This is a genomic window from Streptomyces sp. NBC_00057 (assembly GCF_045041165.1).
In the GTDB taxonomy this organism is placed as follows: Bacteria; Actinomycetota; Actinomycetes; order Streptomycetales; family Streptomycetaceae; genus Streptomyces.
Window position 1 is genome coordinate 1908719 of record NZ_CP108256.1, and the last position, 24103, is coordinate 1932821.

At 67.8% G+C, this 24103-nt stretch carries 16 protein-coding genes and 7 pseudogenes; 6 read left to right on the top strand and 17 right to left on the bottom strand.

All coding sequences use genetic code 11. The features are described from left to right. Nucleotides 1-100 precede the first annotated feature (100 nt). On the bottom strand, nt 101-1699 hold the full coding sequence (locus OG953_RS09085) for an IS1634 family transposase (RefSeq protein WP_405682397.1): 1599 nt from the start codon (nt 1697-1699) through the stop codon (nt 101-103). Nucleotides 1700-1893: 194 nt separating this feature from the next. Between OG953_RS09085 and OG953_RS09090 the strand changes: the two genes are divergently transcribed. Both OG953_RS09090 and OG953_RS09095 read left to right on the top strand, forming a co-directional pair. Then, nucleotides 1894-2523 carry an NUDIX domain-containing protein gene (locus OG953_RS09090; protein ID WP_405683377.1) on the top strand — a complete coding sequence of 210 codons (630 nt, stop codon included), beginning with the start codon at nt 1894-1896 and terminating at the stop codon, nt 2521-2523. A 275-nt stretch (nt 2524-2798) separates the two neighbouring features. Beyond that, on the top strand, nt 2799-3626 hold the full coding sequence (locus OG953_RS09095) for a glycoside hydrolase domain-containing protein (protein WP_405683378.1): 828 nt from the start codon (nt 2799-2801) through the stop codon (nt 3624-3626). Between the two features lie 650 nt (nt 3627-4276). Here OG953_RS09095 and OG953_RS09100 read toward each other — a convergent pair. The 6 genes and pseudogenes from OG953_RS09100 to OG953_RS09125 all read right to left on the bottom strand — a co-directional run. Beyond that, the gene (locus tag OG953_RS09100; protein WP_405683379.1) at nt 4277-4453 is read right to left on the bottom strand and encodes a hypothetical protein; all 177 of its coding nucleotides are present in this window, start codon (nt 4451-4453) and stop codon (nt 4277-4279) included. 629 nt (nt 4454-5082) lie between these two features. Beyond that, nucleotides 5083-5685 carry a hypothetical protein gene (locus OG953_RS09105; RefSeq protein ID WP_405683380.1) on the bottom strand — a complete coding sequence of 201 codons (603 nt, stop codon included), beginning with the start codon at nt 5683-5685 and terminating at the stop codon, nt 5083-5085. A gap of 124 nt (nt 5686-5809) precedes the next feature. After that, nucleotides 5810-6937: pseudogene (locus tag OG953_RS09110) on the bottom strand (RHS repeat-associated core domain-containing protein); the annotation flags it as partial. Then, nucleotides 6895-7170 (bottom strand): annotated as a pseudogene (locus OG953_RS09115) (methyltransferase); the annotation flags it as partial. The pseudogenes OG953_RS09115 and OG953_RS09110, both read right to left, overlap by 43 nt. Before the next feature lie 111 nt (nt 7171-7281). Beyond that, a complete protein-coding gene (locus OG953_RS09120) occupies nt 7282-9096 on the bottom strand; it encodes an APC family permease (RefSeq protein ID WP_405683381.1) in 1815 nt (604 codons plus the stop codon). 470 nt (nt 9097-9566) lie between these two features. Then, nucleotides 9567-10094 (bottom strand): annotated as a pseudogene (locus OG953_RS09125) (transposase); the annotation flags it as partial. 429 nt (nt 10095-10523) lie between these two features. Between OG953_RS09125 and OG953_RS09130 the strand changes: the two are divergent. Further along, nucleotides 10524-10871, top strand: a pseudogene (locus OG953_RS09130) (amino acid transporter); the annotation flags it as partial. Between the two features lie 67 nt (nt 10872-10938). Here the strand turns inward: OG953_RS09130 and OG953_RS09135 are convergent. From OG953_RS09135 to ltrA, 5 genes and pseudogenes are all read right to left on the bottom strand, one after another. Then, nucleotides 10939-11841: a JmjC domain-containing protein gene (locus tag OG953_RS09135; protein ID WP_405683382.1), complete on the bottom strand. Its 903-nt coding sequence runs from the start codon at nt 11839-11841 to the stop codon at nt 10939-10941. Nucleotides 11842-11875: 34 nt separating this feature from the next. After that, nucleotides 11876-12745 (bottom strand): JmjC domain-containing protein, encoded by an 870-nt coding sequence (locus tag OG953_RS09140; protein ID WP_405683383.1) that lies wholly within the window; start codon nt 12743-12745, stop codon nt 11876-11878. A 92-nt stretch (nt 12746-12837) separates the two neighbouring features. Then, nucleotides 12838-13029: a hypothetical protein gene (locus OG953_RS09145; protein WP_327277389.1), complete on the bottom strand. Its 192-nt coding sequence runs from the start codon at nt 13027-13029 to the stop codon at nt 12838-12840. 173 nt (nt 13030-13202) lie between these two features. After that, nucleotides 13203-13332: pseudogene (locus OG953_RS09150) on the bottom strand (IS5/IS1182 family transposase); the annotation flags it as partial. 682 nt (nt 13333-14014) lie between these two features. Next, on the bottom strand, nt 14015-15409 hold the full coding sequence (gene ltrA / locus OG953_RS09155) for a group II intron reverse transcriptase/maturase (RefSeq protein WP_405681812.1): 1395 nt from the start codon (nt 15407-15409) through the stop codon (nt 14015-14017). 671 nt (nt 15410-16080) lie between these two features. Between ltrA and OG953_RS09160 the strand changes: the two genes are divergently transcribed. After that, the gene (locus tag OG953_RS09160) at nt 16081-17469 is read left to right on the top strand and encodes an IS1380 family transposase (protein WP_405683384.1); all 1389 of its coding nucleotides are present in this window, start codon (nt 16081-16083) and stop codon (nt 17467-17469) included. Nucleotides 17470-17733: 264 nt separating this feature from the next. Here the strand turns inward: OG953_RS09160 and OG953_RS09165 are convergent, their stop codons facing one another. Further along, on the bottom strand, nt 17734-19014 hold the full coding sequence (locus OG953_RS09165; protein ID WP_405683385.1) for an RNA-guided endonuclease InsQ/TnpB family protein: 1281 nt from the start codon (nt 19012-19014) through the stop codon (nt 17734-17736). A 23-nt stretch (nt 19015-19037) separates the two neighbouring features. Here OG953_RS09165 and tnpA point away from each other — a divergent pair, with 23 nt between their 5' ends. Further along, the gene (tnpA, locus tag OG953_RS09170) at nt 19038-19571 is read left to right on the top strand and encodes an IS200/IS605 family transposase (protein ID WP_405683386.1); all 534 of its coding nucleotides are present in this window, start codon (nt 19038-19040) and stop codon (nt 19569-19571) included. On the opposite strand, the gene OG953_RS09175 is transcribed toward tnpA, so the two are convergent. Continuing rightward, nucleotides 19562-20299 (bottom strand): RHS repeat-associated core domain-containing protein, encoded by a 738-nt coding sequence (locus tag OG953_RS09175; RefSeq protein WP_405683387.1) that lies wholly within the window; start codon nt 20297-20299, stop codon nt 19562-19564. The genes tnpA and OG953_RS09175 overlap by 10 nt on opposite strands. Before the next feature lie 383 nt (nt 20300-20682). Between OG953_RS09175 and OG953_RS09180 the strand changes: the two are divergent. Then, nucleotides 20683-20766, top strand: a pseudogene (locus tag OG953_RS09180) (AMP-binding protein); the annotation flags it as partial. 55 nt (nt 20767-20821) lie between these two features. Here OG953_RS09180 and OG953_RS09185 read toward each other — a convergent pair. The 3 genes and pseudogenes from OG953_RS09185 to OG953_RS09195 form a co-directional block, all read right to left on the bottom strand. After that, nucleotides 20822-21523, bottom strand: a complete 702-nt coding sequence (locus tag OG953_RS09185) for a thioesterase II family protein (RefSeq protein WP_405683388.1) — start codon at nt 21521-21523, stop codon at nt 20822-20824. Between the two features lie 88 nt (nt 21524-21611). After that, a pseudogene (locus tag OG953_RS09190) lies at nt 21612-22418 on the bottom strand (condensation domain-containing protein); the annotation flags it as partial. Between the two features lie 36 nt (nt 22419-22454). After that, on the bottom strand, nt 22455-23546 hold the full coding sequence (locus tag OG953_RS09195) for a winged helix DNA-binding domain-containing protein (RefSeq protein ID WP_405683389.1): 1092 nt from the start codon (nt 23544-23546) through the stop codon (nt 22455-22457). Nucleotides 23547-24103 lie beyond the last annotated feature (557 nt).

Here is a 24103-nt window from a genome sequence, read left to right on the forward strand (position 1 = left end):
ACCGTCGTCCTATCGCGATCCACCCCGGCGCGGCAGCAGAATACGAATACTGATCACGACCTCACACACGCCCTAGACCCGGACTTCGCGGGTCGCTGTTTCAGGTTTGTGGCCAGCGGGTTTGTCCGATGTCGGTGTCGAGGAGATCGAGGAGGTGGAGTTGGACGCCACGGGTGATCTGGACGGTGGGCGGATCGGTGATGTGGCCGATCCGCAGGGTGAGTTCGCCGAGATGGTAGAAGATCATGCGGCCGGTGGGGCGGACCCGGCGGTTGTCGGGGTAGAGGCCGATCATGGTCTGTTCGGGGCCGAGTGCGCGTCTGACCTGCCGCTCGATCAGACAGAAGACGAGCAGGGCCAGGCAGATGACCTGGATCAGGGCGGCGACACGCCGGTTGTGCTGGACGAAGACGGGCGCGACCGCGAGGGGGCCCTTGAAGTCGTGGTAGCGGCGCTCGACCGCGCCCTGACCCTTGTAGTGGATCAGGACCTGGTCCGGGTCGGCCTGCTCGGCCGGGGTGGATGTCAGCAAGGCGTACCAGCCATCGACGGCGGCTTCGGTGTCCAGGACGCCGGTGTCGAAGTGCCAGGCCAGGGCCGGGATGCCGTGCTCGTTCTCGGTAACGGTGAAGCGCAGGCAGGAGGTGACACGGCGCTTGGCGGCGATCACCCCGACGCGGGCGGTGATCTTCTCGGCGGTCTTGTAGTGCCGTCCGCCGGCTGCGGCGGTGAGCTTGCCGAGTTCCTCGGCGGCCTTGGCCAGGCGTTTGGCCCGGGCGGCCTGCTGGCCCGCGGCGTTCGCGGTGGAGTGGACCAGGATCCGCCGCACGGTGAGCGGCGGATCGCTCTTGCGGGGCCCGTTCAGGGTGTGGGTGTCCTCCAGCACACGGTAGAACTCGCGCTGTTCGGCCGGCTTGTCCGCGTCCCGGTCCGGTGTCCAGTCCACGACGGTGGCCTGCGAGAAGTCGAGTGCGGCGTAGACGTCGTCCTTGACCTGCGCGGCCGGGGCCGGGGCAATGAACTGCACCCCGGCCGCCAGCAGGGCGGAGATGTTGGTGTAGGATACCAGTTTGGAGTCGGCAACCATCAGGAACTCCTGCTCGTCGGCCATGGCCCGCAGGTCCTTCATCGCCCCGACGACCTGGCTGACCTCGGCCGCCGCCCCGCCGAAGACCCGGGCATGGAGCGGAATGCCACCATCGGCCGACACCGCGAGTCCGGCCTGGACCTGCTTCAAGTCCACCCGCCGGTCCTTGGGATGCCCGTAGTTGATGACGGGGAAGTCCTCGTCCTGGCCCTGGACCGGGAAGGCCCCGTGCACGGACATGCTGGTCATGTCCCAGTGCATCCGGGACACATCGATCCCGAACTCACCGATCGCCCGCGCCCCGACCGTGCCCGCGATCTTCTCCAGCTCCGGAGCGATCGCGTCCAGAGCACGAGCCAGACGGTCGTCGTTCAGCAGCCCAGGCTCGATCCCGAAGACCTCCTCCACCGCCCAGCACCTGGCCCAGTCCTCCACCCGCACCAGCGGCGCGGGCGAGGTCAGCCGGTTGGCCACCAGCGCCTCGATCACCTGCCCGTGCGTCACCAGCGCACTCGCGCCACCGGGACAGACCTCGTCGACAATCCCGGCGACATCCAGCCGGCGCAGAAACTCGGCAGCGACAGGCAGAGCGCCCAGACGCTTCTCCACCACGGACGTCACCGCTACTTCAAAGCGCTGACGCTGGGACCGTGGCCGCGGGGACCGGGAAGACATCGACACACCCCACCCAACGCCACACCCCGGCTCGGGGACACCCCCGAGCCGGTCACACCATACGAATCAACGACCCGCGAAGTCCGGGCCTAAACGCCAACGACCCCGCGCCCGCGACCGGCGCTGCGCACATGTTCGTCAAGAAGCACACTCGCGTCGCGATCGACTGGCCGACGATTCCCGGCACCGCGGCCCTGCTCACCGACGACGGCCGCTACCTGCTCCACCTTCGCTCGGCGAACAAACCGATCTGGCGCCCCGGGCACTGGGCCCTGCTCGGCGGCAACACCGAGAAGGGCGAGAGCTGCGACGAAGCCATCGCCCGGGAACTCGACGAGGAGATCGGCCTCGTCATCCCGGACCTGACCGCCTTCGTCACGCTGGACACCCTGGATGTGAGCGGAGCCTTCAAGGGCCGCGTGCGCGTCTACCAGGGCACGCTGAACACCCCCGCGCACGAGATCGAACTCCGCGAAGGCATCCAGCTGCGCTGGACCCGCATCGAGGAAATCGACGAGATGACCACGGACCCCGGAGCCGCCGCAGTCCTGCACGCCCACCACCACCACGCGAACCAGCCCAGTGAGCGCCAGGAAGCCACGCTCCCTGTGGTGGAAGTCCGCGAACCGCGCGACCACCGCAGCCGCAGCATCATCGGCGCCCACCTCGTCCTCATCCGCGACGGGGCCATCCTCCTCGGCAAGCGCCACCCGGACAGTGCCCTCGCCCCCTCGACCTGGCACCTTCTGGCCGTTCATTAGGCAAGTCACTTGTCGGAATCAAGACTGTCGGATTGCACACGGACCGGCGCCAGCGTTGGTGCAGCCGCCAACCGAGCCCACGCGAAGCTGCTCACTTTCGCGATACGTACGTCGGCTATTCTGCGATCCGCTTCGGGCATCCGAAGCGGAGACTGCGCCGCTACGCAGACGCTGCACCCGTACTGCGGTCGAGTTGCGGCGTAGCGCAAGCTGTCTCCTGCAGACGCGCGTCGGATTCACGGCGGCCGTAGGCTGCCATACGAATGGGGTGGGGATTGTCCAGTCATCGACTGTCCAAAAAGGGCCGCTACATCGCCTGGGCGACGACGGGTGTCGTCGTCACTGCGGGCGCCGGAATCGCAGCACAGACGTCCATGGCGGCCACCGTTTGGCCTGCGCAGAAGACCTACACCGGTCGGGCGTTCGATACGTGCACTGCGCCCTCGCTCGCAGCGATGAAAGCGTGGAACACGAAGTTTTACGGCGCCGCCGCTGTCTACATCGGCGGCAAGAACCGTGGCTGCGCCCAGCCCAACCTGACCAAGTCCTGGGTGAAGTCAGTCAACTCCACCGGCTGGAAGCTCATACCGCTCTACGTCGGCGCGCAGCCGCCCTGCCAGAAGAGCGCAAATCCGGAAAGGTTCACCGCTTCCACGGCAGCCTCCCTCGGTGCGAGTAACGCGAAGGACGCGGTGGCCAAGGCATCAGCCCTCGGGATGAAAGCCGGCAGCCCGATCTACCTGAACATGGAGTCGTACGACATCACCGACAAGGCGTGCAACGACGCCACCCTCACCTACGTGCGCTCCTTCACCAAAACGCTGCGGAACGCAACCTACCGTGGCGGCCTCTACGGCTTCAGCAGCTCCAGTGCCAAGGCCATCGCCACCGCCCCGAACAAGACGGACCTGCCAGGCAACCTCTGGTACGCGCTGTGGGACAAAAAGAACACGACCACCACCGACTGGCCGTGGAACCCAACTCAGTACACCAACCACAGCCGCGGCCACCAGTACATGGTCAACAGCAAGGAAATGCGCGGCGGTTACACCATCACAGTCGACCGCAACGCCTGGGACGCCCCTGTCGCCATCATCGGCTGAGAACCTCCAACCAAGCAAGACCCCGGCTGGTCGTGGGAGGCCAGCCGGGGCGGCACGGAGGCAGGGGTGCCCGAAGTTAGTCGTCTCTTGAGGGCAGGCGCCAAGCGGCTTCAGCCGAGGAATCTTCTCCGAGGCGGCAGTCCCTGGGTATCGACGGTTGCAGCGGTGGGATGCCCGGCACCCCCCTTCTCGTGGCTTTGTGTGCGGGCCTACCTTTCACCCTTTTTTGTATGGCCTTGAGCCAACCGACGGGTTCCTTGGCGATCTCTTGCTGCCCCTGAGCGCAGGGCTCATCATGGGCTTGATCTTCGGCTTGACTGCTCTGTCGGAACAGCGCCGCCAGAACCGCCTCCGCAGCGTCGGCGGTCAGCGAGGTTGACGCCCTCAGCTTCCTTCCGGCCAGTCCCTACTCCCAGGAAGACCGGGGCCCTGGCTTCGCCTCACCGCGGGCAAGTATTGTATCCCGCGCACGGAACGCGGAAGGCGCTACCGGCCAGGCTTACGGCCGGTAGCGCCTGCGACGGGTTAGCTGCACCCGGCTTCCCCGTGCTCAGGGCTGTCGTTATCGAGCGGAAAACGGTCCTCGTTTCCACAGTTCCGTTTGGTTGCTCGCTAAAATGGCGGCCTTGTCGCCGAGGCGGGTGTGCTGTTCAGTCGTCTGATGTCCTTTCGACCACCCAGCCGACTCCGAGGATGATCGTCGAGCAGAAGAAGAGCCGCTCGCCGTCCATGTGTCCGTAGAGCAGAGATGCAGCAACCCCTAGCGCGAAGACGAATACCCCGGTCCAGAACATCGCTCGTGAAGTTTGCTTTGCTTTGTTGCTCATAATTCCTCCCGATCCGGGGCTGGCCGTACATGTTGTGCGGCCAGCCCCGGGGAGCGATTTTTCGGAGTCTTCAGGTGCGCGTCACCAGAGCCATGACCGGGATCTCCTGTGGTTGTAGAAGCGCTTGGCGTGGCGACCGCCGCGTGGGGCCCATCGGACTGCTGCCCGGCCGGCACCGTAGCGGGCGCCTGCGCTGAGTCCCCAGCCAAGTGAGGCTACTCCTCCGCCGTACAGGGCTGCCCGCCCCACGGATCCCCAGGAGGCTCTCCGGTTACCCAACTTCTTGGCAGCTCCAGCGGCCAGCATTCCGGCGGCTACGGCGCAGGCGGTGCCAGCGAGTCCCATGGATATCAGGCCGCCGATTCCGGCGGCTCCTGCGGCCAGGCCCACCCGGTGCCGTTTGACCCATCGGCCGACGCCACTGCGCTTGAACCGCTTCCACTTCTTCTTGAACCAGCCCCCCTTACCGTCAAGGTCGTAGCGATCGAGCGGATCGGCGCGGACGTAGTCGTAGGCGGGGACTGTAAAACTCGTTTGACAGACCCATCAGCGGCCACGCTGAAAATGCTCAGCAACGTGCTCCTTTTCGTACGAGCCCACGGAGCCGCCCGGACGGCATCTCATTTCTCTCAGTTGGCGAGTTCCCATGCGGGGCCGAGCCTCGATGTCGACGCGCCGTCTCTCCGTGCGGGGGATGCGCGCACCCGCTGGCCCGGCAGAAGCACGATCAAGGCCAATGGGGACGTCACCTCCCTGAAGAGCGGCTCGAATGCCGCAGATGAGCTGTGAGTGAGGTACTCAAGCTCGATGACATCAACCCTGTCACCGACAAGGATGTTCAGGGATCGGAGCGGTGCGAGGCCCTCCGCTTCTTCGTCGCAGTCCTCGTCTTCGGCCCCCTCGTCCACCTCACAGCCGGTAAAGACCAGCGATGTGGATTCGGAGACGATTTCCATATACGCCCCGCCGAGGGCTTGCGCGACTGCTCCAGGGGATTCGATATCAATTCCGGCAATACCCCCGTTGAGGTGATCACATTCCGACCACTGGCCGTTGTCATCACGGACTGAATGGTAGAGCTCTTCGGCCACGAGGCCATCATCGCGACGATGCACCATCAGCACCAGGCCGATCTTGGCGTCGATCCAGACATCAGCGGCCGTTGGCCCGTTCGAAAGCGGCTGGAAGTCCGCACGCCCTCTCTCCAGGGCTTCTCGGGCGATTTGTGACATGGACCGTCGCATGTTTCATTGATTCCTTTCCATCTATACCGAAACTGGCGGATTGAACAGCGATGTGGCGAGACCGGAAGGCCACGCCACATCGCCGCACTGTGCGTTGGATCACGTATAGGTGTTACGTCTTGGCATTACAGGAGTAGGACATGTCCGCGGCGTACCCTCGCCAGCCGAGTACGACGACAGCGCCGTACGCCCAGACCCTGCTGCCGGGTCTGACCTTGACCTTGAAGTGCACGGCCCAGCCTATCTTTTCCCTGTTCTGCCAGCTGCCCTTTTGCTGCATCTTGTACAGCTTCTGCGCTTTACCTCGACCGGGGTAACTCCCCCACGCCTCGCCGTAGGTGAAGTTCTTGGCCATGAATCGGTTGAAGAATCCCGTCACCTGAACGTTGATGTAGTAACCGATGTACGGGTACGAGCCCTTTCCCTTGATGTCACGGCCCATTCCACCGCCGGCTCGTTGGATGATGATCCGCATGCCATAGCCGTTCTTGATCCGGCGCTTCCCGCAGTTGGGGGACATACCGGTGGAGTCACTGGCATTACACGGGTCAGCGTTGGCGTAGTCGTATGCATTGGCGGAACCTCCGTAGATGGGGTCCGACTGGAGAAAGCGGCCGCGAGAGGGGTCGTAGAGCCGAACGCCCATCAAGGTAAGGCCGGTCAGCGTCTCCGAGGAACGCTGCTGGTTGCCCAGCCAGCCGTACCGAGCCTTCGTCTGACCCGCCCGGGGGTTGCCGTATTCGTCGTTGTCCAGCGCAACGGGTGCCTGGCTGCTGTTCAGGGGCAGTTGGAGGGCCACGTCACCGTGGCTGTCCGTGATCTGCAGGACCGTGTCACCGGTCTTACCGGTAGTGGCGGCGAGGCCGCCTGTGACGGGCTCGACGTATCGGGTCACAGTGCCTGCGGCATCTTCGGTGATCCAACGGGGATTGTCCGTGTCGCTGTCGTAGTGGTTGACCTTCGATCCGGTCTGGGTCCATGTGGAACCGCTGCCGGTCTCGGTCGTCCAGGAACGGAAGCGCATCTTGGCGTCGAGCTGCCATGTCTGGCGCTGGCCACTCACGGTCTGCTGGTAGGCGAGATCGTTCGCGTAGTACGCGAGACTCCCGTGCCCCGGAGCTGCGGTGGTGCGCCCGAAAGCGTCGTAGGTGTAACCAGTGTCGACGAGGCGGTCGGCGCTGTCGTAGGCGGAGGTTTTTACGGTGCCTCCGTTTGCCGGGCAGTCCACGCCGGGGGCACCATCGACGGGTCCGTCGCACGCGGATGGCGCGGCTTCGTGACCGTGCGGGACAGCACGCGCAGGCCCGCCGCTGCGATCGCGTCCGGCAGTTCTGTACGGCTGCGCAGCCCGAGGCGTTCCGCGAGGTCGGAGAGGATCAGCCAGCCTTCGCCGCCCGGCTCCAGACAGTCCGCAAGTCCGTCGAGGAAGCGGCGCAGCATCCTGCTGCCCGGGTCGTACGCCGCCCGGTCGAGCGGCGTTCGGCGCTGCTCAACTTCCTTCTGGCCCTCTCCCTCGGCACCATCGCCGACGGGCTGCTGCAGCGAAGGCAGTGGCTGAGCCCCTGGCGGTCAGCACGTCACCCTTCACAGGCTCAGCCGGTACGGGAGGATGCAGACGACGACGTCGGTACGTGCTCTCAGCGCGGTGGCCAGCAGGATGCCGCGCTGGTTCTGAAGGATCTTGTAGCGGCGGTGGCGCGGCTCGACCTCGGGGATGAGAACGGCGATCTGCCGTCCCCTTTCTGCCTCCCCCTGGACGTACTCGACGACGGGCTGCACCAGCGAGCGCTGCGGGCTGTCGATGATATCCAGACGTACCCCCGGATTCCAGCGCGACCAACTCTCCCTCAGGCTGCGGACCTTGGCGGGATCACCGTGCACGGCGACCGCGACGACCTCACCGCCGAGGGCGCGGGCTGCCGTCAGCGCATGCTGGGTGAGCTTGCTGACCTCGCCGACTGGCACGATGACCAGGGAATCGGTGTGCCGCACCGGCGGCGGGATCTCGCCGAGCCCGAGTTCCGCGCCGACCACTGTGTAGTAACGCTGGACGCGGGCGAACAGCAGCATCAGTAACGGCACCGCGACGACCACCACCCAGGCTCCTTCGAGGAACTTGGTGGCCAGCAGGACCAGCAGTGCCGCGGTGGTCAACACCGCGCCGGCACTGTTGAGCACCGCACGCCGGAGCCAGCCGGGCGGCCGCTGCCCCGCCCAGTGCCGTACGAGCCCGATCTGGCTGATCGTGAAGCCGATGAACACGCCAATCGCGAACAGCGGGATCATCCGGTGCGTGTCGGCGTTCACGGCGATCAGCAAGAGCGCCGCGAGCAGGGCGAGCGCCACCACGCCCCAGCGGTACACCGGGCGTTCCGTGCGCAGCCCGAAGAGGTGAGGCAGCCGGTGATCCCTGGCCAGCAGGCTCATCAGGACGGGCAGGCCGCCGAAACTCGTGTTGGCAGCGAGGAGAAGGGCCAGGGTGACGACGAGGTTGGTCGCGTAGTACGCCCAGCCCGTCCCGTACGAGCCTGCAGTCAGCTGCGCGAGGACGGTCACACCCTCGCGCGGGGCCACATGGTCGCGGCGGATCAGCACCGCAAGGCCGATCAGCATCAGCCCGAGCAGCGCGCCCAGCATCAGCTCGGTGCGCTGCGCCCGCTTGACACGGGGCTGGCGGAACGCGGGCACCCCGTTGGCGATGGCCTCCACTCCGGTCAGCGCGGAGCAGCCGGAGGAGAACGCCTTCAGAAGCAGCAACAGCCCCAGTGCTTCGGTGGCATGGACGGGTTGTGCACTGCCGACGACGGCCGCCGGGTGGTCACGCAGCAGTCCCAGCACGATGATGCCGAGGATGCTCACGATGAACAGCACGGTGGGCAGCATGAGCACCCTGGCACTCTCGGCCACTCCCCGCAGGTTCACAGCGGTGAGCAGGGCGAGTCCGATGAGACAGACGGCGAGCAGATGCTCCCCGAACCAGGGGAAGGCGGAAGCGAGACTCGCGGCGCCGGCGGCCAGACTGACGGTCACGGTCAGCACGTAGTCGACGACGAGGCTGGCCGCTGCGAGCAGACTCGTCCTGGGGCCGAGGTCCTTCTTCGCCACCGCGTAGGCGCCACCGCCATCCGGGTGCACGGCGATCACCTGGCCGTACGAGACCACCAGCACCGCAAGCAGTGCGGCGATGACCAGCGTCACCGGCAGCGTGGCGGTCAGCGCCCCGGTCCCGGCAGCGATCAGGACGAGCACGATCGCCTCGGGTCCGTACGCGACCGAGCTCAGCGCGTCCAAGGACAGTGCGGCGAGCCCCTCGATGCTGGTCAGATGGTGCTTGTTGCCCTCCCCGTGCTGCAGCGGAACTCTCGGCCGCAGCTCGCGGCGGGCAAGACCGTACGCCATGGGAAACCTCACGGTGCAGGGGTGCGGGGGCTGTCCAGGGACAGTGTGGCGGGACCACTGCGGCGCGGGACGTCAAGGACGCGCCGAGGCTTCGCATCGATCGCTCAGAGAGCCGTCAACGCGGGGGTGCGGGGCATATGACGCTCGTAGCGTCGGTGGTATGCGACGGCGATCGGCAACCGTCGTCGCACCGGTCGCCTGCAGGCGGCCGGATGAGTCGCCAGCCGCCCAGCAGGAAGGGGGCACCCTGCACGTCGCGGCGAGCACGATCACGCTGCGGTCGCGGGAGCGGCGAAAGGAGACGCTCCCCACGTACGCGCCGGTTCTTTCGACGGCGTCAACCACGGCTGCGGCGAGCAGACCCTCACGCTCCGCCGTCTCGCCTACGCTCATCCTGCGCATACTTCCAGTGTGCGCAGGTCGGCCCAGCGGCCCACAACGGCAACCCAGCGAGACGTGACGCGGCGGGGCTGATGGAGGTAGTCCGCGCGGAAGATCACCCTCAGCCGGTCGGCTTCCGCCTCGATGCCACGACGCGGTCGCCCGACCCGCTTGAGCAAGGCACTCAACTGGCCGCGGGTGAGCTTGGCTGCCACGGCCGGGGTGGGTACAGCAGTAAGGACAACGCGAGCGCGCGCGGAATCGAGTCCTGGATTGCCGGGGCCGTGGAAGGCGGCCAGGGCCGCCGGGTAAGTACTCGTGTAAGTGCGAGCGGAGCCGGTTGACCATCTGCTGCCGATCCCAGCCCGCGTCCTGGTGGGCGCGGGCCAGAACCGCGACGGCCTGCCCGGCTTCGCTGTCTTGGGGCAGGGCCGGTCGGTCCGCAGGATGTTGGCCAGCACCCGGGCGTCAGCGGCGTCGAACTTGGCCCGCGAGACGCTGCCACGATCGCGGTATCGAGCCGCGGCCAACGGGTTGATCGCGTAAATCTTGCGGACGGTGGCTCGCAGGCAGGCAACCAGCAGAGCCTCGACGTCATCCGCTCCCTGCGGGCCTGGAGCTCAGTGCCCGTCATCGTGGTGTCGGGAAGGACCGGCATCCGCGCCCGCATCTAGGCGCTGGACGCGCAAACCCTTCGCGGTCGACGAGCTCGCCGCCCGGCTGCGCGCCGTCCTGCGCAGGCCCCACGCCCTCGAATCCCCCCGGCACCGTCGACCTCGGCCCGTACGCCGTGGACCTGGCCGACTGCACGATCACCCGCAGACCCGACGCACCTCCCGGCCCGAGAACGGCGGACAGCGTGCATCTGACACCGACCGAGTGGCGGCTGCTTCGCGTTCTGCCGCGCAGCCCCGAACGGCTGGTAGCGGGAGACGCACTGCTCAGCGAGGTCTGGGGGTGATGAACACCGCAAGGGCCTGCCGTGCTGGATTTCGGTGCGCCGGCTGGCTGAGGCGTCTTCCCGTGGAGGCGGCGGAATCCTCGGCGACGTCCCGGTCCAGGAGGACTTCGTCTTCGTCGAGGTCACAGTCCTCGACCCCTCGGAGTTCGAAGCGGGCCTGAACGTAGGCGGCGAAGTCCTGCACGGCCGCTACCGCGTTCTGACCATGGAGAGCTCCTCCGTCCCCAATGCGCTGGCCGCCCTGCTCCTGCACGTCCGCGACCTCACCGGACACAACCCGCACATCTACTTCGAGTGGACCGAAGGCAACCCCTTCACCAACTTCCTGCGCTTCTTCCTCTTCGGCCGGGGCGAGGTCGCCCCCGTCACTCGCGAGGTCCTCCGCGAAGCGGAACCCGACCGGGCCCGCCGCCCCCGTGTCCACGTCGGATGAGCCGGCCGCGCACCCGAGTCCAGGCCAACGCCTCCGCTTCCCCACGCACCTCCCCCTCACCACCGGGTCAGCCCAGCAGTGCGCTCAAAGAACCCGCGGTGGTGTGCTGTTCGCGGCGCATCGCGCCCCGGGCCAGATGTACCAGCTCTTCTGGCGTGAGGGCGGTGAGCGTGCGGTGAAAATGTGCGATGAGGTCGTTCGTGGCCCTGGTCAGCGCTGCGTCGTCGTTGGGCCGGGCGGGCAGTCCGCCGCCGTCCAGCAGGAGTGCCTCAAGAACGGCGTACAAGTGGGCGGAGCCGGCCTCGCGGACCGTGAACGAGAGGTGAGCGGACGCGCTCCCCCCGGCGGCTTCGGCCACATGCGCGAACCCCCTCGGTACGTAGAGGACTTCGCCCTGACGCAGAACCACGTCCAGCAGCGGATCCCCCAGGTCGCCGTCCACGCGCTCGGGCTGCCAGTTCCCGCCGGGCGGTCCCGGATACACACGCCACCGCTTCGAGCCGTGTATCTGCACGGCCAGCACGTCGGTGTCGTCGCGGTGCACAGCACGGCCCTGCGTCCCTGGCGGGGTGAGAAAGAAGAACGCCTCCACCTGGCGTTGAAAACACTCCGCAAGCCCATCGGCCAGTTCCCGCACGCCTGCGTGCCACTGGTCGACGTACCGCAGAAGGAGCGTGGCTCCCTCCTCGCCGATCAGTCGGCGCACCGCCCCGGCATCCACGTAGCGGTTGTCGATCCCGCCCAGGACGACACGGGGGGAACAGTAACGCTCCTCCGGTACAGGACCGTCCTCGTGCACGAGCGTCGCGTAAGGGGTGGTGAGGAGACCTGCATCCAGGATCCTGTCCAGCTCGGCGACCGTCAGCATCTCCATCGGGGGTGTGCGGGGATGCAGTACAGCGGGTGTGCGGCGCCACAGGGTGTGATGAAATGCCTGCTCGTCGTCCACAAATCGTGCAAGCGGGTCCATCGTTGCCTCTCCATGTTCCATGCCGTCGGCGTGATCAGACAGTCTGACGGTTGCTGTACGCACGCGGTCGTGCCCGGCCGATGACATCATCCGGGGTGACTGCGTCCAGCCGCGCGCTGAGATGGTCCAGGAGGTCGGCCGCTGTGCGCAGTAGGGCGTCATCGTCCAGCGGACGGCCCGGCAGAGCCAGGCCGTCGACGATCCCCGTCAGGAGAGCGGTGCGCAGATGCTCCGCACCGGCTTCCCTCACCACCACTGTCAGATGAGCCGACGAGGAGTCGCCCACGGCCGCGGCGGTGTGCGCGAAACCTCTCGGTACGTACAGCACTTCACCGGCCTCAAGGACCGTGTCCAGCAGTGGCGCTCCCGGATTCTCCTCGCGGACCGGCGCCCAGTCGCCGTCGGCCGGCCCCGTGTACACCTGCCAGTGCTTGGCACCGCTGAGCTGGATCGCCAGCAGGTCCCCGTCGTCCCGATGCACCGGACCCCGGCGGCCGGGACGACTCAGGAAAAAGAACGCCTCGACAAGACGGCCAAGCCGCTCGGCAACGCCCCTCGTGAGTTCACGCACCGGGGGATGCCATTGGTCGACGTAACGGAACTGCAGGGTCGCCCGTTCCTCATCGATCAGTCGTCGGACCGCCGCCGCATCAACGTACCCCTGGGCAGGGCTCCCGGTGATGACGCGCGTCGGACAGAAACGCTCGTCGGCGATGCTCCCCTGTGCGGTGTACAGGCCGACATACGGAACGCGCAGCAGCCCCGCGTCGAGGAGCGCGTCCACGTCCGAGAGTGTCAGCACCTCCAACGGCGGGTCCTGCGGCCGCAGAAGCACCGGTTCCTTCCGCCAATACGTACCCAGGAGCTGCTCCACGTTCGGTACGCACCGTTCCAGCCAGTCCATTGTTCCGTCCCTCTCTGAGCGGACCCGCCGGTGTGAGCACCGGCGGGTCCCGGACGCGCTTGCGCGCACTCGCGTGCGCGTCGGTCAGCCGATCACATGACGTCGGGGTAGCAATCCCCGCACCCGGCCTCGATCTTCTGGTCCGAGGTCGGGGACGCGGCGGCATCCCCGACAGACGGCACGAAGAACGCCCCTCCGGCAACGGCGAGCGCCGCCACGCTCAGCGCGGCACGCTTGGAGATCTCCGCACGCTTCAACGGCTCTACGGCCTGGGAATACGACATGACCACTCCTTTCCCCGGCAGCGGTTTCCGCCGCGCCCGGGTGTTCACTCGGCCCCGGTTCCGAGGCCGAGACAGATCTTGCATCGGCCCACGTACGGAGGAGAAGCAGCACTGACGTATTCCATACGCCACTTACGGATCTCTGATGCGCCCTCTCCCTCTCCTACGGTGTCCTATGTTGTGAGTTGCAGGAGTCGTCGTTTGTAGCAGCAGAGGGTGACGGCGAGTCCGAGGACGGCGAGGTAGTTGCGGGGGGTGGCGTTCGTAGCGGTGGTTGAGTCTGCGGTAGCCGGTCAGCCAGGACGTTGGGTCGGCCGCGGCCGAGCAAACGAGGAGGGCGGACCCGTAGCACCACCGTCCAGCAACCGGCAAAGGGCGCCGAGCTGACCGAAGGAAGGGCCGTGTGGAGGAATACCGTCAGGCTGCCTTCCAGAGCCGCTCGACCCCGCACAACACCCACGGAACCGAAAGATGGAACGGGCCGATCTCCTTCCACGACGACGGCACCGTCATGGCCCTGAGCATCCTCCCCATCCGCAGAAGGCACCCTCGCTCAACGCACCGCAGCGTCGTCACCGCCTGCCCGCAGCAGAAGCGACGTGGACGAAACGGAGCCCGACCAGACCGCGTCGAGCTCCCCACAGCCGGGCCCGCCGCCACACCCAGAGCCCCCGCCGGCACAATCCGACGGGGGCTCGCCACCTCTCACACGCCTATCACCAACAGCTTCGACGCACCTGGACCACAAAGACCTGACCTGCACTTACGCGCCTCACATGGACCACCTGGACCGCACAGGACACCGGTGGGGTCGGCCGGCCCGTCAGCCACGAAGGGGAATCCGGCCACCACCCTGCGGTTGTCACCCTTGGCCTTCAACTGAGTAGGGTCGGGGACTGGCGCGGTGGCCTGTGAGGCTCCGTTTCCAGCCCCCGCCCGTCAAACCGTGCATGCGCTTCTCGCGCACACGGCTTACCGACATCGTTCACCGGCTGGCATGCACCGCCACCCTGCGCACGTTTCCAGACAGGCGAAAGGCTCCGAGCCTGGCGAACCACGCGCCATCGTGGCGCTTGCCCCACTTTCTGCCCGGGATGCCGCGCTTGCGATTGTCGAAGATCGCGAGACGCTCGTGGACGTAGCTGTCGATCGTGGAGAACTTCCCGGCGGAATTGCCGTTACGGAAGTACGCCGCCCAGCCTCGCAGGACCGGGTTCAAGTCGGCGACCACGGCCGACAGCGACCGTCCCACGTGCCGACGGTCGGTCGCCGCCCGGATCTTGTCCCGCAGCACCCCCATCGCCCGCTGAGACGGCCATCGTTGCAGGTGGAACCTGCCACGGCGGCGCCACGATTCCACCTTCCGGTGGTGGAAGCCGAGGAAATCGAAACCCTGCCCACCCCTGGCGAGATGGACGATGCCGGTCTTCTCCGGATGCAGCTGCAACCCGAGGCCGACCAGCACCGTCCCGGCCAGTTCCCGCGCCTGCACGGCACGTTCCCTGGTCGGGCACAGAATCACGAAGTCGTCGCAATACCTCACCAACACCCCGAGCCGGTGCCCGTCTCGCTGCCATGCCACGTCCAGGACGTGCAGAGCAATATTGGCGAGCAACGGTGAGATCGGTGAGCCCTGTGGGGTCCCTGCTCCTGGTGAGCCGGTCGCCCCGTCCTCCAGAACCCCCGCCCGGAGCCACATCCGGATCAGCTTCAACATCGGGCCGTCCACGACGCGCCGGGCCACCTGGGCCACGAGGGCGTCATGCCGAATCGATCCGAAACAGTCGCGGATGTCGGCCTCAAGCACCCACTCCCGGCCCCGGTTCGCCTCCACGCGCACGCTCTCGCACGCGTCAATCGCGGACCGCTTGGGCCTGAACCCATAGCTGACCGGCAGGAAGTCCGCTTCGAAGACCGGTTCGAGAACCAGTTTCGCGGCGGTCATCACCACCCGGTCCGCCACCGTGGGGATCGAGAGCGGCCGGAACTCTCCCGGCCGCCCCGGCTTGGGGATCAGGACCTGCCGCAGCGGTGACGGGCGATACGTATGCGCCCGCAGTTGCTGCGACAAGTCGTTGAGGAACTCCTCCACCCCGGCGGCGGCCACGGCATCGACGGTCACCCCGTCCACGCCGGGAGCGCCCCGGTTCGCACACACGCCGGACCAGGCCCGCCACAAGACATCTCTGCGGGAGACATGGCCGTACAGGGAATGAAACCGACGTTCAGGATCTTGCTTGGCACAGCGGTAGAGCGTCCACTGCAAGGCACGGACCTTGTCCAAAGGCCGGCCATCCAGTCGTGCGACGCCTTCCTTCCGGCGGGCGGAACTAGCCACTCCGGCACTCACCCGAGCCACCTCCTCACACGCGACACGCATCGATGAAGCAGGGGCCCTTCGCTCCTGACGGGTTGTGTTGTCCCGCCGATCGGCACTACTACGACCCCCTCCGACTGCCTCTCGGCAGCCCGCCACTTCCCGGCTCCACCGGTTATAGGCGGGCCCTGCTTCCCGGGCCGCAGACCCGGGGCCGAGGAGGCCCTCTCCAGTTCCCAGGACAACCTTCCGGCCGTTCCACGCCCCTTACGCCGGGAGGTTCTTCGACGCCCGCTCCAGATTCCCAGGCGTCTTCCCTGGCCTTCGCCCTCTAAGGCACGGGCTCGGCTCCTCCTTGGCCCCGCTCACGCGGGTCGGTGCTGACGACGCTGCAGGCTTCACTTGATGTTGCGGACCGGCCGGTTGCGCACCCCCAAGGGGTGATCGTCGCTCCACTTCGACACCGGCCTCTCGACCGATGCCGGGAGCCCCGCTACCGAGGACTCTGGCGTCTCCTCGGACCGGACTTGCACCGGCTGGCTGCCCTGAACTTGTCGCCCGAATTACATCGAACCTCCTTCGCGTCCGACGTTTCGGACTGCTGGACGTACGCCCGGATCCACCGGCTTGACGCCTGTGGATCGTGCTTCCGGAAACGAAGAAGTGCCTTGTGACCTGCGATGATGGGGTTTCTCTAGGACCACATCAGGCACGATCGGCAAGGCACTTCCGAGATGCAATCTTCCCATGCCGCGACGGCTGTCTCCTCCGCGTTCGATGACCCGAACTTGATCGCGTACGGCGGGCTGGAGCCGGTGGTGCGGCTGGCCGAGCGGTGCGGTCTGGCAGTTCTGGCCGACGAGCTCATCAGGCTGCCGGCCTCGAAGGACGGCACCGGAGCCTTCCCAGCGGCGAAACTGATGTCGCTGGTGGGCGGCATGGCCGCGGGTGCCGACAGCATCGATGACATGGACCGCCTGCGGCATGGGGCGATGTGCCGCCTGTTTGCCGGGGTCCGGGCCCCGTCCACGCTGGGGTCGTTTCTACGCTCCTTCACGCACGGGCATGTGAAGCAACTCCATGCCGTGGCCCGCCGGTTCCTTCCCGAACTGGCCCGTCATACCCCGCTGCTGCCCGGCGCGGACCAGGTCGCCTACGTGGACATCGACGACACCATCCGCCGCACCTACGGCTACGCCAAGCAGGGCGCCGGTTACGGATACAGCAAGGTCAAGGGCCTGAACGCACTGCTCGGCATCGTCTCCACGCCCCTGTCCGCCCCGGTGATCGCCGCGACCAGGCTGCGCAAAGGACCGTCGAACTCCGCACGCGGCGCGGCAGCGTTCGTCGCCGAGACCATCCGCACCGCCCGCGCCTGCGGCGCCAGTGGCCTGCTGGTGATGCGTGCGGACTCCGCGTTCTACGGCGCCGACGTCGTGAACTCCTGCCGGGCGCTGGGCGCGCGGTTCTGCATCACCGTGCGGATGAATGCTTCCGTCAAGGCCGCCATCGCCCGCATCGACGAGGGCGCCTGGACGCCGATCAAGTACCCCAAGGCAGTCTGGGACGAGGAGGGCCAGTGCTGGATCTCCGACGCCGAGATAGCCGAGACCGGCTACACCGCCTTCACCTCCAAGCCGAAGAAGCAGCAGGTCACCGCCCGTCTGATCGTGCGCCGCGTCAAACGCCTGGGCACTGGCACCGTTCCCGCCGGACAGGGCACGCTGTTTGACACCTGGCGCTACCACGCCGCGTTCACCGACTCCCCGCTCTCCCTGAAGGACGCCGAGCGTGATCACCGACGGCACGCTGTCGTCGAGCAGGTGATCGCGGATGTCAAGAACAGCGCCTTCGCCCACGCGCCCTCCGGACATTTCCAGGCCAATGCCGCGTGGCTCGCCCTGGCAGCCCTGGCGCACAACCTGACCCGCGCCGCCGGCGCACTGGCCGGCACGTTCCATGCCAGAGCGACCACCGCCACCATCCGTGACCACCTGATCAACGTGCCCGCCCGCCTGGCCCGCTCGGCCCGCCGCCTCACCCTGCACCTACCCGAACGCTGGCCCTGGAGCGCGGACTTCACCCAGCTCTTCGGCACGGTGCACGGGCCACCAGCCTCCTGACGCTCCCCGACCGACCTGCCCGAAAGGGCCCGACACCTGTGGACAAGTGGAAAAGCTGGACAGACCAGCGGCCACCCCATGCCCGAATCCGCGACTCAACCCCGACACGCCCACCCCGAAATCAGCCGGTGGATCCGGGCTGAGCTCTGAGGCGCACGAGATAATTCTCCAACTGCGCCGGACCCTGGGCTTCCACCTCTCCGCCCTTGTGTTTCATCTCCCACACTTGAAGTGCTCTCCCGGCTGAAGCCGGGAGATTCCCGCTTACCTTGCGGCAGCGGGCTTGACGCGCTTCGCACGCCTGACGACTGCCCTCCCGGCAGCCGGGATGAGCGCGAGGCCCATCCGGTACAGGTGCAAGACGTTCCGGGCTGCGTTGTGGTCGGCATTGCCCGACCAGCCGCAGTCCGGGTTCTTGCACACGAACACGGCCTGGCTCTCCCGGTTGCCGGGCGTGGTGAAGCCGCACGCTGAGCAGCGTTGGGAGGTGCCGGGGGCGGGGACCTTGTGCAGGGTGCCGCCGAGCCGGGCGGTCTTGTACGTCAGCAGGGTGACGGTGCGGCCCCATGCCTCCCCGCTGATGGAGCGGTTCAGCCCGGACTTCTGGGCAACGTTCTTCCCTGGCTCCTCGATGGTTCCCCTGGCCGACTTGACCATGTTCGTGATGGTGAGTGCTTCGACCACGACGGTGCCGTAGGTGCGGGCGATGGCGGTGGTCGTCTGGTGCTGCCAGTCCAGGGCCCGGCGCTTGGCTTTCGCGCGGAGTCCTGCGATCTGGTCGTAGGTGCGGTGCAGCCGGCGGCTGGTGCGCTCGCCGGGCTTGCGGTGCTGCTTGCGCTGCGCGGCGCGCCGCTCCAGGTGCAGAAGCCTGGCCTTCTCCTTCTCCGTCAGCCATTCGCCGTGCTCGTATGTCTTGCCGTCCGAGAGGGCGATGGGCACGGTGATGCCCACGTCGATGCCGACGTCCGGCCCCTGGTGGGGCTCGGGCTTGACCTCCAAGGTCTGGACACGGAAGGCGATGTGCCAGCCGAGCGCGTCCTTGAACAGCCGTGCCCCGGTGATCCGGTTCTCCGCGCCTGCACGCTTGCCCACGGGCAGGTCTTTGGTCCACCGGAAGCGGACCCGGCCCACCTTGGGAATGTTGACCATGCCCCAGCGGCGGTGCACGCGCACGATGTTCAGGTCCCGGCCCTGAGGGACGTCCACGGACATCACCGTGCGGAACCGGCCCTTGAAGTTCGGGGCGTCGGCGCGGCCCTCCCAGCAGTTCTTCCACGCCTGGAAGTACGTCTTGAGTACCGCTTGCGCGGCCTGCGCGGGAAGGACAGCAAGGAAGTCGATGTCCTTGCGGGCCTGTCGTACGGCGGCATCCGCGTGTCCGAGAGTCCGCTTTTCCTTCGGCATCATCTGCCACCAGGCGTGCAGCAGGTTCCACATGGTGCGGGCCGCGTGCGCCTGGCCATCAGTCCTCAACACCTCGGCAGGCGACAGCGCAAGCCGGGCACGATGCCCGAACTGCCGCTTGACCACGGTGTCTTGACTCACGATCGAGACCATAGCATTGGTTTATGTCACCGCGCTGGAACCCTAATCCCGATGTCAGAACCGGTCGCCATGTTGTCTACAACCTGCATGTTCATTTGGTTTTTGTCACGAAGTACCGGCGGAAGGCGTTCACCGACGCCATGCTGACCCGCACCGAAGAGATCATGCGGGAGGTCTGCGCCGACTTCGAGGCCGAGCTGAAACAGTTCAACGGCGAACAGGACCACGTCCACCTGCTCGTGCACTACCCGCCCAAGGTCCAGCTCTCCAAACTGGTCAACTCCCTCAAGGGCGTCAGCTCCCGCAGGCTCCGCCAGGAGTACAACGCACATGTCCGCCGGTACCTGTGGGGCGGACACTTCTGGTCCGGCTCCTACTTCGCCGGATCCTGCGGCGGAGCACCCCTGACCGTCGTCAAGCAGTACATCGAAAACCAGCAGCGCCCCGTCCGACCTCACCCCGGAGGCGCAGAGCACTCCGGCGCTCTGCGCCTCCGGGCCAAGGATGACCTTGACCCCCGCCCTGAAGGGCGGAGCACTGGCCAAGATCAGAGGTAGACCGTTTTGTCGGTCCAGCAGATCAGGTCCGCGTAGCCCGGCTTCTTTCCGGGGTTCTTGTACGAGCCGCCCTTGATGTAATTGCTGGTGCGCTCGGTGGTGACCCGGCCGCGCCCGGCGTTGTGGAGAAAGTCCCACACCTGCAGGAAAACTGCCCGGAGGTACACGGCGGTGTCGTGGCGGTTCGTCCACATCTTCCGCCAGCTCTGCGCCTGCTTCTTCTTCTCGGCCTTCAGGCGGTTCGCCTCGGCGCGGTCGGGGTCGTACAGACCGGAGGGGTCGCTGCGGCTGACCGGGCTGTTGTGGCTGTACGCGTACCCGTTCATCTGGAGCGGGTCGGCGAAGTCCTTGACCGGGTCGGCGGAGAGGAAGCGTCCGGTCGACTGGTCGTACTCGCGTGCTCCGAGGTGGATGAGTCCGGTGCCGGCGTCGTCGATGCCCACGCCGAGGTAACTGCGCTTGTCGGGCCAACTCGTCGGCTGGGTACCGCGGTTCTCACCGTAGGGCTTGTAGGACCTGCGGGTCACCGGCTGCGTCGCGGACTGCTCGACCGCGGTCGTCGCCGTACCGAGGGGGTCCGCCAGGAGCACGGTCAGCTTGTGGCCCGTGGTGGCGCCGTCGACCGTCGACCGGACCACGGTCGGTGCGCCCTCGTGCACATAGGAACGCGTCGCCCGGGTGATCTTCCCGGCCGTGGTGGTGAGTTCGGTCTCGCCGAGATACAGCACGCTGCCCGAGGGGGTGCTCTCCAGGATGCGATTGCCCTCGGCGTCGTAGACGTACTTGGTGGTGACGCCGTCGGACGTGATCTGAGTGAGCTTGTCCTCCTGGTTCCAGATCAGGTCCTGGGTGACTTCGGCCAGGTCACGGCGTGTGGTGTTGCCTGCCGCGTCGTTGGTGTAGGCCGCACCCCTGGCCGCCGGGGTGGAGGTGACATCGATCAGCGTGTGCGGCTGGGTCTCGTACGCCGGGCCGGTTCCGTTTCCGGTGACCGGTCCCGTAGCCGTACGCGAGGGTGGTGACCTTGGTGGGGTCGGCCGGGTTGTGCTCCGCCATCGACACGCGGTTGCCGATGATGTCGAACGTGTAGCTGTCCCAGTACGCGGTCGTGCCCGTGCTCACGGATCCCGAAGACCGGCTGGCGTACATCATGTACACGTCCGGTTCGACGGGGCGTCCGAAGGGCGTCGCGGTCCGCAGGTCGCCGTCGCCGAACTCCCGGCCGAGGGCCACGGCCTCGCGCACCCGGTTCACCGGGTCCGTGCGGAACAGCTTCTCGGCCAGCGTGCCGAGTCGGCGGCGCTCACCAGGCCGTCGGCCGCTCCGCGCAGCACGGTGACCGGCACGTCGAGAGGGGTGACCGAGGTCCGTCGGTAGTCCTCGTACATCTCCTGGTCGGCGCGGAGCACCGGGAGCAGCAGTGCGGCCATCTCCTCGTCGGCCAGGGCCGGGTGACGGTATCCGGCCAGCTCCTCCAGCCGTGTCAGGAACTCCCGGTCCGGCAGCCCGGTGGTCCGCCGGAGCCGGGGCACGGTGGAACCGGGCGTACCGCTGATGATCAGATGCCGGAGCCGCACGCCGTGCCGCTGGAGCAGTTCGGCCAGTTCGAAGGCGACGGTGCCCCCCAGGCAGTGGCCGAACAGCACGGCCTCGTCCCGGCCGTCCAGGGCCGAGAGCACCCGGGGCAGCAGGTCGGCGGCCGCCGCGGCCACCGTGCGGTGCGGCGGCTCGCCGAACCGCTTGTCGTGCCCGGCCAGGTCGGGCGCGATGATCTCGAAGCCCCCGTCGACCTGCCAGGGGCGGAAGAACGAAGCGCCGGCGCCGGTGTGCGGGAGGCAGACGACCGGCAGCCGGGCCGCCGCGACGGACGCCGTGCTGATGACCCGGGCCAGCTCCGGGGCGTGGTCCCGGGCGAAGTAGTGACCGCCGTCCGCGATGAGGTCCAGCCGCACGGCATCGGCGAACCGTCATGAACCGGGACGCGCCCGCGCCCCGGGCGATCTGGTCGAGACGGTCCACGGCGGGCCGGGGAATCGTCGACCGGCACAGGTCGCCCTCGGCCGCCTGCGCCGGATCGGCGGGACGGTCGGTCGGCAGCGTCATCCCCGCGCCGTCCAGCCGGGTACGCCAGTAGCCGGTCAGGCGGTCCCGTTCCGCCGCGTCGAGCTGGTCCCGTTGCCAGCTCGCGAAGTCCGCGTACTGGACGGGGAGCGGGGGAAGCCCCGAAGGAACGCCGCGCAGGGCCGAGTTGTAGGCGTCCGCCAGTTCGGCGTGCAGGAGCGGCACCGACCAGCCGTCGCAGGCGATGTGGTGCACGGCGAGCAGAAGCAGGTGCTCCCGCGGTCCGAGCCGGAGCAGTTCCGCGCGCAGGAGGGGGCCGGCTCCCAGGTCGAACCGGGCCGCCTGCGCCGCGGCGAGCCGCCGGGAAACCTCGGCGGCAGCCGCGCCGGTCAGGTCGCGAACCGGCAGCGGCACCCGCGTGGCCGCCCCGATGACCTGGTACAACGCGCCGTCGCACTCGGTGAACGTGGTGCGCAACGCCTCGTGCCGCGCGACCACGCTGCTCAGCGCGGCGCCCAGTGCGTCGGTGTCGAGGGGGCCGCGGAGCGACACGGGCAGCGGCACGGTGTACGCCGAAGCGCCCTGCTCCAGCTCAGCGACCATCCACAGCCCGGCCTGCGCGTACGAGGCGGGGACGAGCGGCCCGGCCGGGTGCCGCCGCGGAATGCCGGGCCGTCCCGACCGGCTCTCCTCGAGCGCCTTCAGCAGCCGAGCCCGTTCCGGTGACCGCGCGGGTGACCCCGGGGCAGGGATAATCGCCACCTGTTCTCCTTGGACTCGGCACATCTCCCGAGACCGTAGAAGGGGGCGGTTAGCCCGAGGTTATGCAGCGAGAAGGCGCGAGATGTCGCGGACCTCGGCGTCGAGGGCCTCCGCGTTCAGGGCCTTCCCGCCGGCGTCTTCCGGAGCGCCGTCGAACAGGTCCAGGGCGACGGCACGTGTCCGGTCACGGCGCCATACTCCGCGGACCAGCCCGTCCACCACCACGGTGGGGCTGATCTGACCGCCGCCCGGCCAGACCATACGGGCGTGCTCGGGCTCGACAGACAGCCGGCGATCGGCGAATCCCACCAGGTAGTTGTCGTAGGCCGGCAGCAACCGGACATCGTCTGTCGGCTCCAGGCCGGACGGTGCACCGGCCGGCAGCGCGTACTCGTCCTGGCCTTCGACACGGCACGGTTCGGTCAAACCCGCCCCGAGCAGATCCTTCCACTCCGAGCGGACGGCGGGCAGCCCGAGCCCCGACCAGGTGGCGAAGTCGGCCACCGTCGCCGGCCCGTGCGCCGCCAGGTATCTGCGCAGCAGCTCTCTGACCGCGTCTGTACCGGAAGGTCCGGCCGAGTCGGGCAGCCAGTCCTTCGCGAGCACATAGGTGGCGGAGCCGTCCTCCCGGACCGGACCGAAACAGGCGGTACCGAGCAGAGCGGACCGGCGGACGAGATGGAAGGGGATCTGGCCGGAGGCGTGGAGGCCCGCTTCGGTCATCCGCGCCGCGAGTTCATCCCGGGTCAGGGGGCCGTCCGCAAGCGCCTCGGTGATCACGCGCTCCCCAAGGGCCAGCTCGGCCGGCCCGAGCCCCAGCTCGCGGTACCGGCGCTCACTGCGGCGCAACAGCCGCGGAGCGAGCAGTTCACGGAGCCAGCCCGCGTCACGGGCCGGGACCAGGTACAGCGTGCCCCGCATGAACCAGCCCCGCACCACACTTCGCGCGGCGCCGAGCGCCAGGTACACGTCTGCCTCGGTCAGCCCGGAGCCGCGCGCCCTGAGTCCGAGCGCCGCCGCCCTCATATCCTGTGCCTGCACCGCCAGGCACCGCTCCAGAACCTCGGGCACCGACGTCGCGCGCCGATCGCCCCCCACACCCTGCGACCACGCACGAAGCAGTCTTCCCTCAGACGGACCGAGCTCCCGCACGTTCCTCCCCCGGCCTCATGGCTGCTGACGGTTCCCGAACCGTAGCCGGTCGCCGTCTCGCACGCACAGTGCGCGGGCCTTCAGCACACGGGCCTCAGCGCGCGGGGCCTGAGCGGACAGGCCTTGCCCCGATCGTGGACGCACGAGACGCTGGATCCCACGGTCCGCTGCCGACGGGCGTGTGGGGATACATCGCGCTGCCGGCCGAACGGGGACGTCTGCACCAGCTCGCCGCGTCGCGGCCCGATACGAGTAGCTGCGGTGCGTGGCGTTCCGCAAGTCGGGTCAAGCGGCGTTCCAGGTCCTGGATCTGCGCGGTGAGCTGCTCGATCCGGTGGGCCGGCAGGCACAGGGTGATGCGGGTGGCCTGCAGTGCTGTCTCTTCGTCGCCCTCGTCGTAGTTGCTGTCGTCGGCGAACCGTGCGCAGGTGCGGAAGAGGTGCGGGTTGTTCAGCCCAGCAAGTTCTTCGCGCAGGTCCGGGTCGGCGGTGACGAGGACGGCCTTGAGCTGGTTGATGGCCTGGGTGCGGGCCTTGACTGCCGACCCTTTGGTGAGT

Bases quoted from the DNA above. Each gene is read 5' to 3' on its own strand.
- OG953_RS09105 (WP_405683380.1), bottom strand. From the start codon at position 5,685: ATGTCACAAATCGCCCGAGAAGCCCTGGAGAGAGGGCGTGCGGACTTC.
- OG953_RS09135 (WP_405683382.1), bottom strand. From the start codon at position 11,841: ATGGACCCGCTTGCACGATTTGTGGACGACGAGCAGGCATTTCATCAC.
- OG953_RS09090 (WP_405683377.1), top strand. From the start codon at position 1,894: ATGTTCGTCAAGAAGCACACTCGCGTCGCGATCGACTGGCCGACGATT.
- OG953_RS09120 (WP_405683381.1), bottom strand. From the start codon at position 9,096: ATGGCGTACGGTCTTGCCCGCCGCGAGCTGCGGCCGAGAGTTCCGCTG.
- OG953_RS09140 (WP_405683383.1), bottom strand. From the start codon at position 12,745: ATGGACTGGCTGGAACGGTGCGTACCGAACGTGGAGCAGCTCCTGGGT.
- ltrA (WP_405681812.1), bottom strand. From the start codon at position 15,409: ATGCGTGTCGCGTGTGAGGAGGTGGCTCGGGTGAGTGCCGGAGTGGCT.
- OG953_RS09145 (WP_327277389.1), bottom strand. From the start codon at position 13,029: ATGTCGTATTCCCAGGCCGTAGAGCCGTTGAAGCGTGCGGAGATCTCC.
- tnpA (WP_405683386.1), top strand. From the start codon at position 19,038: ATGTCACCGCGCTGGAACCCTAATCCCGATGTCAGAACCGGTCGCCAT.
- OG953_RS09160 (WP_405683384.1), top strand. From the start codon at position 16,081: ATGCAATCTTCCCATGCCGCGACGGCTGTCTCCTCCGCGTTCGATGAC.
- OG953_RS09100 (WP_405683379.1), bottom strand. From the start codon at position 4,453: ATGAGCAACAAAGCAAAGCAAACTTCACGAGCGATGTTCTGGACCGGG.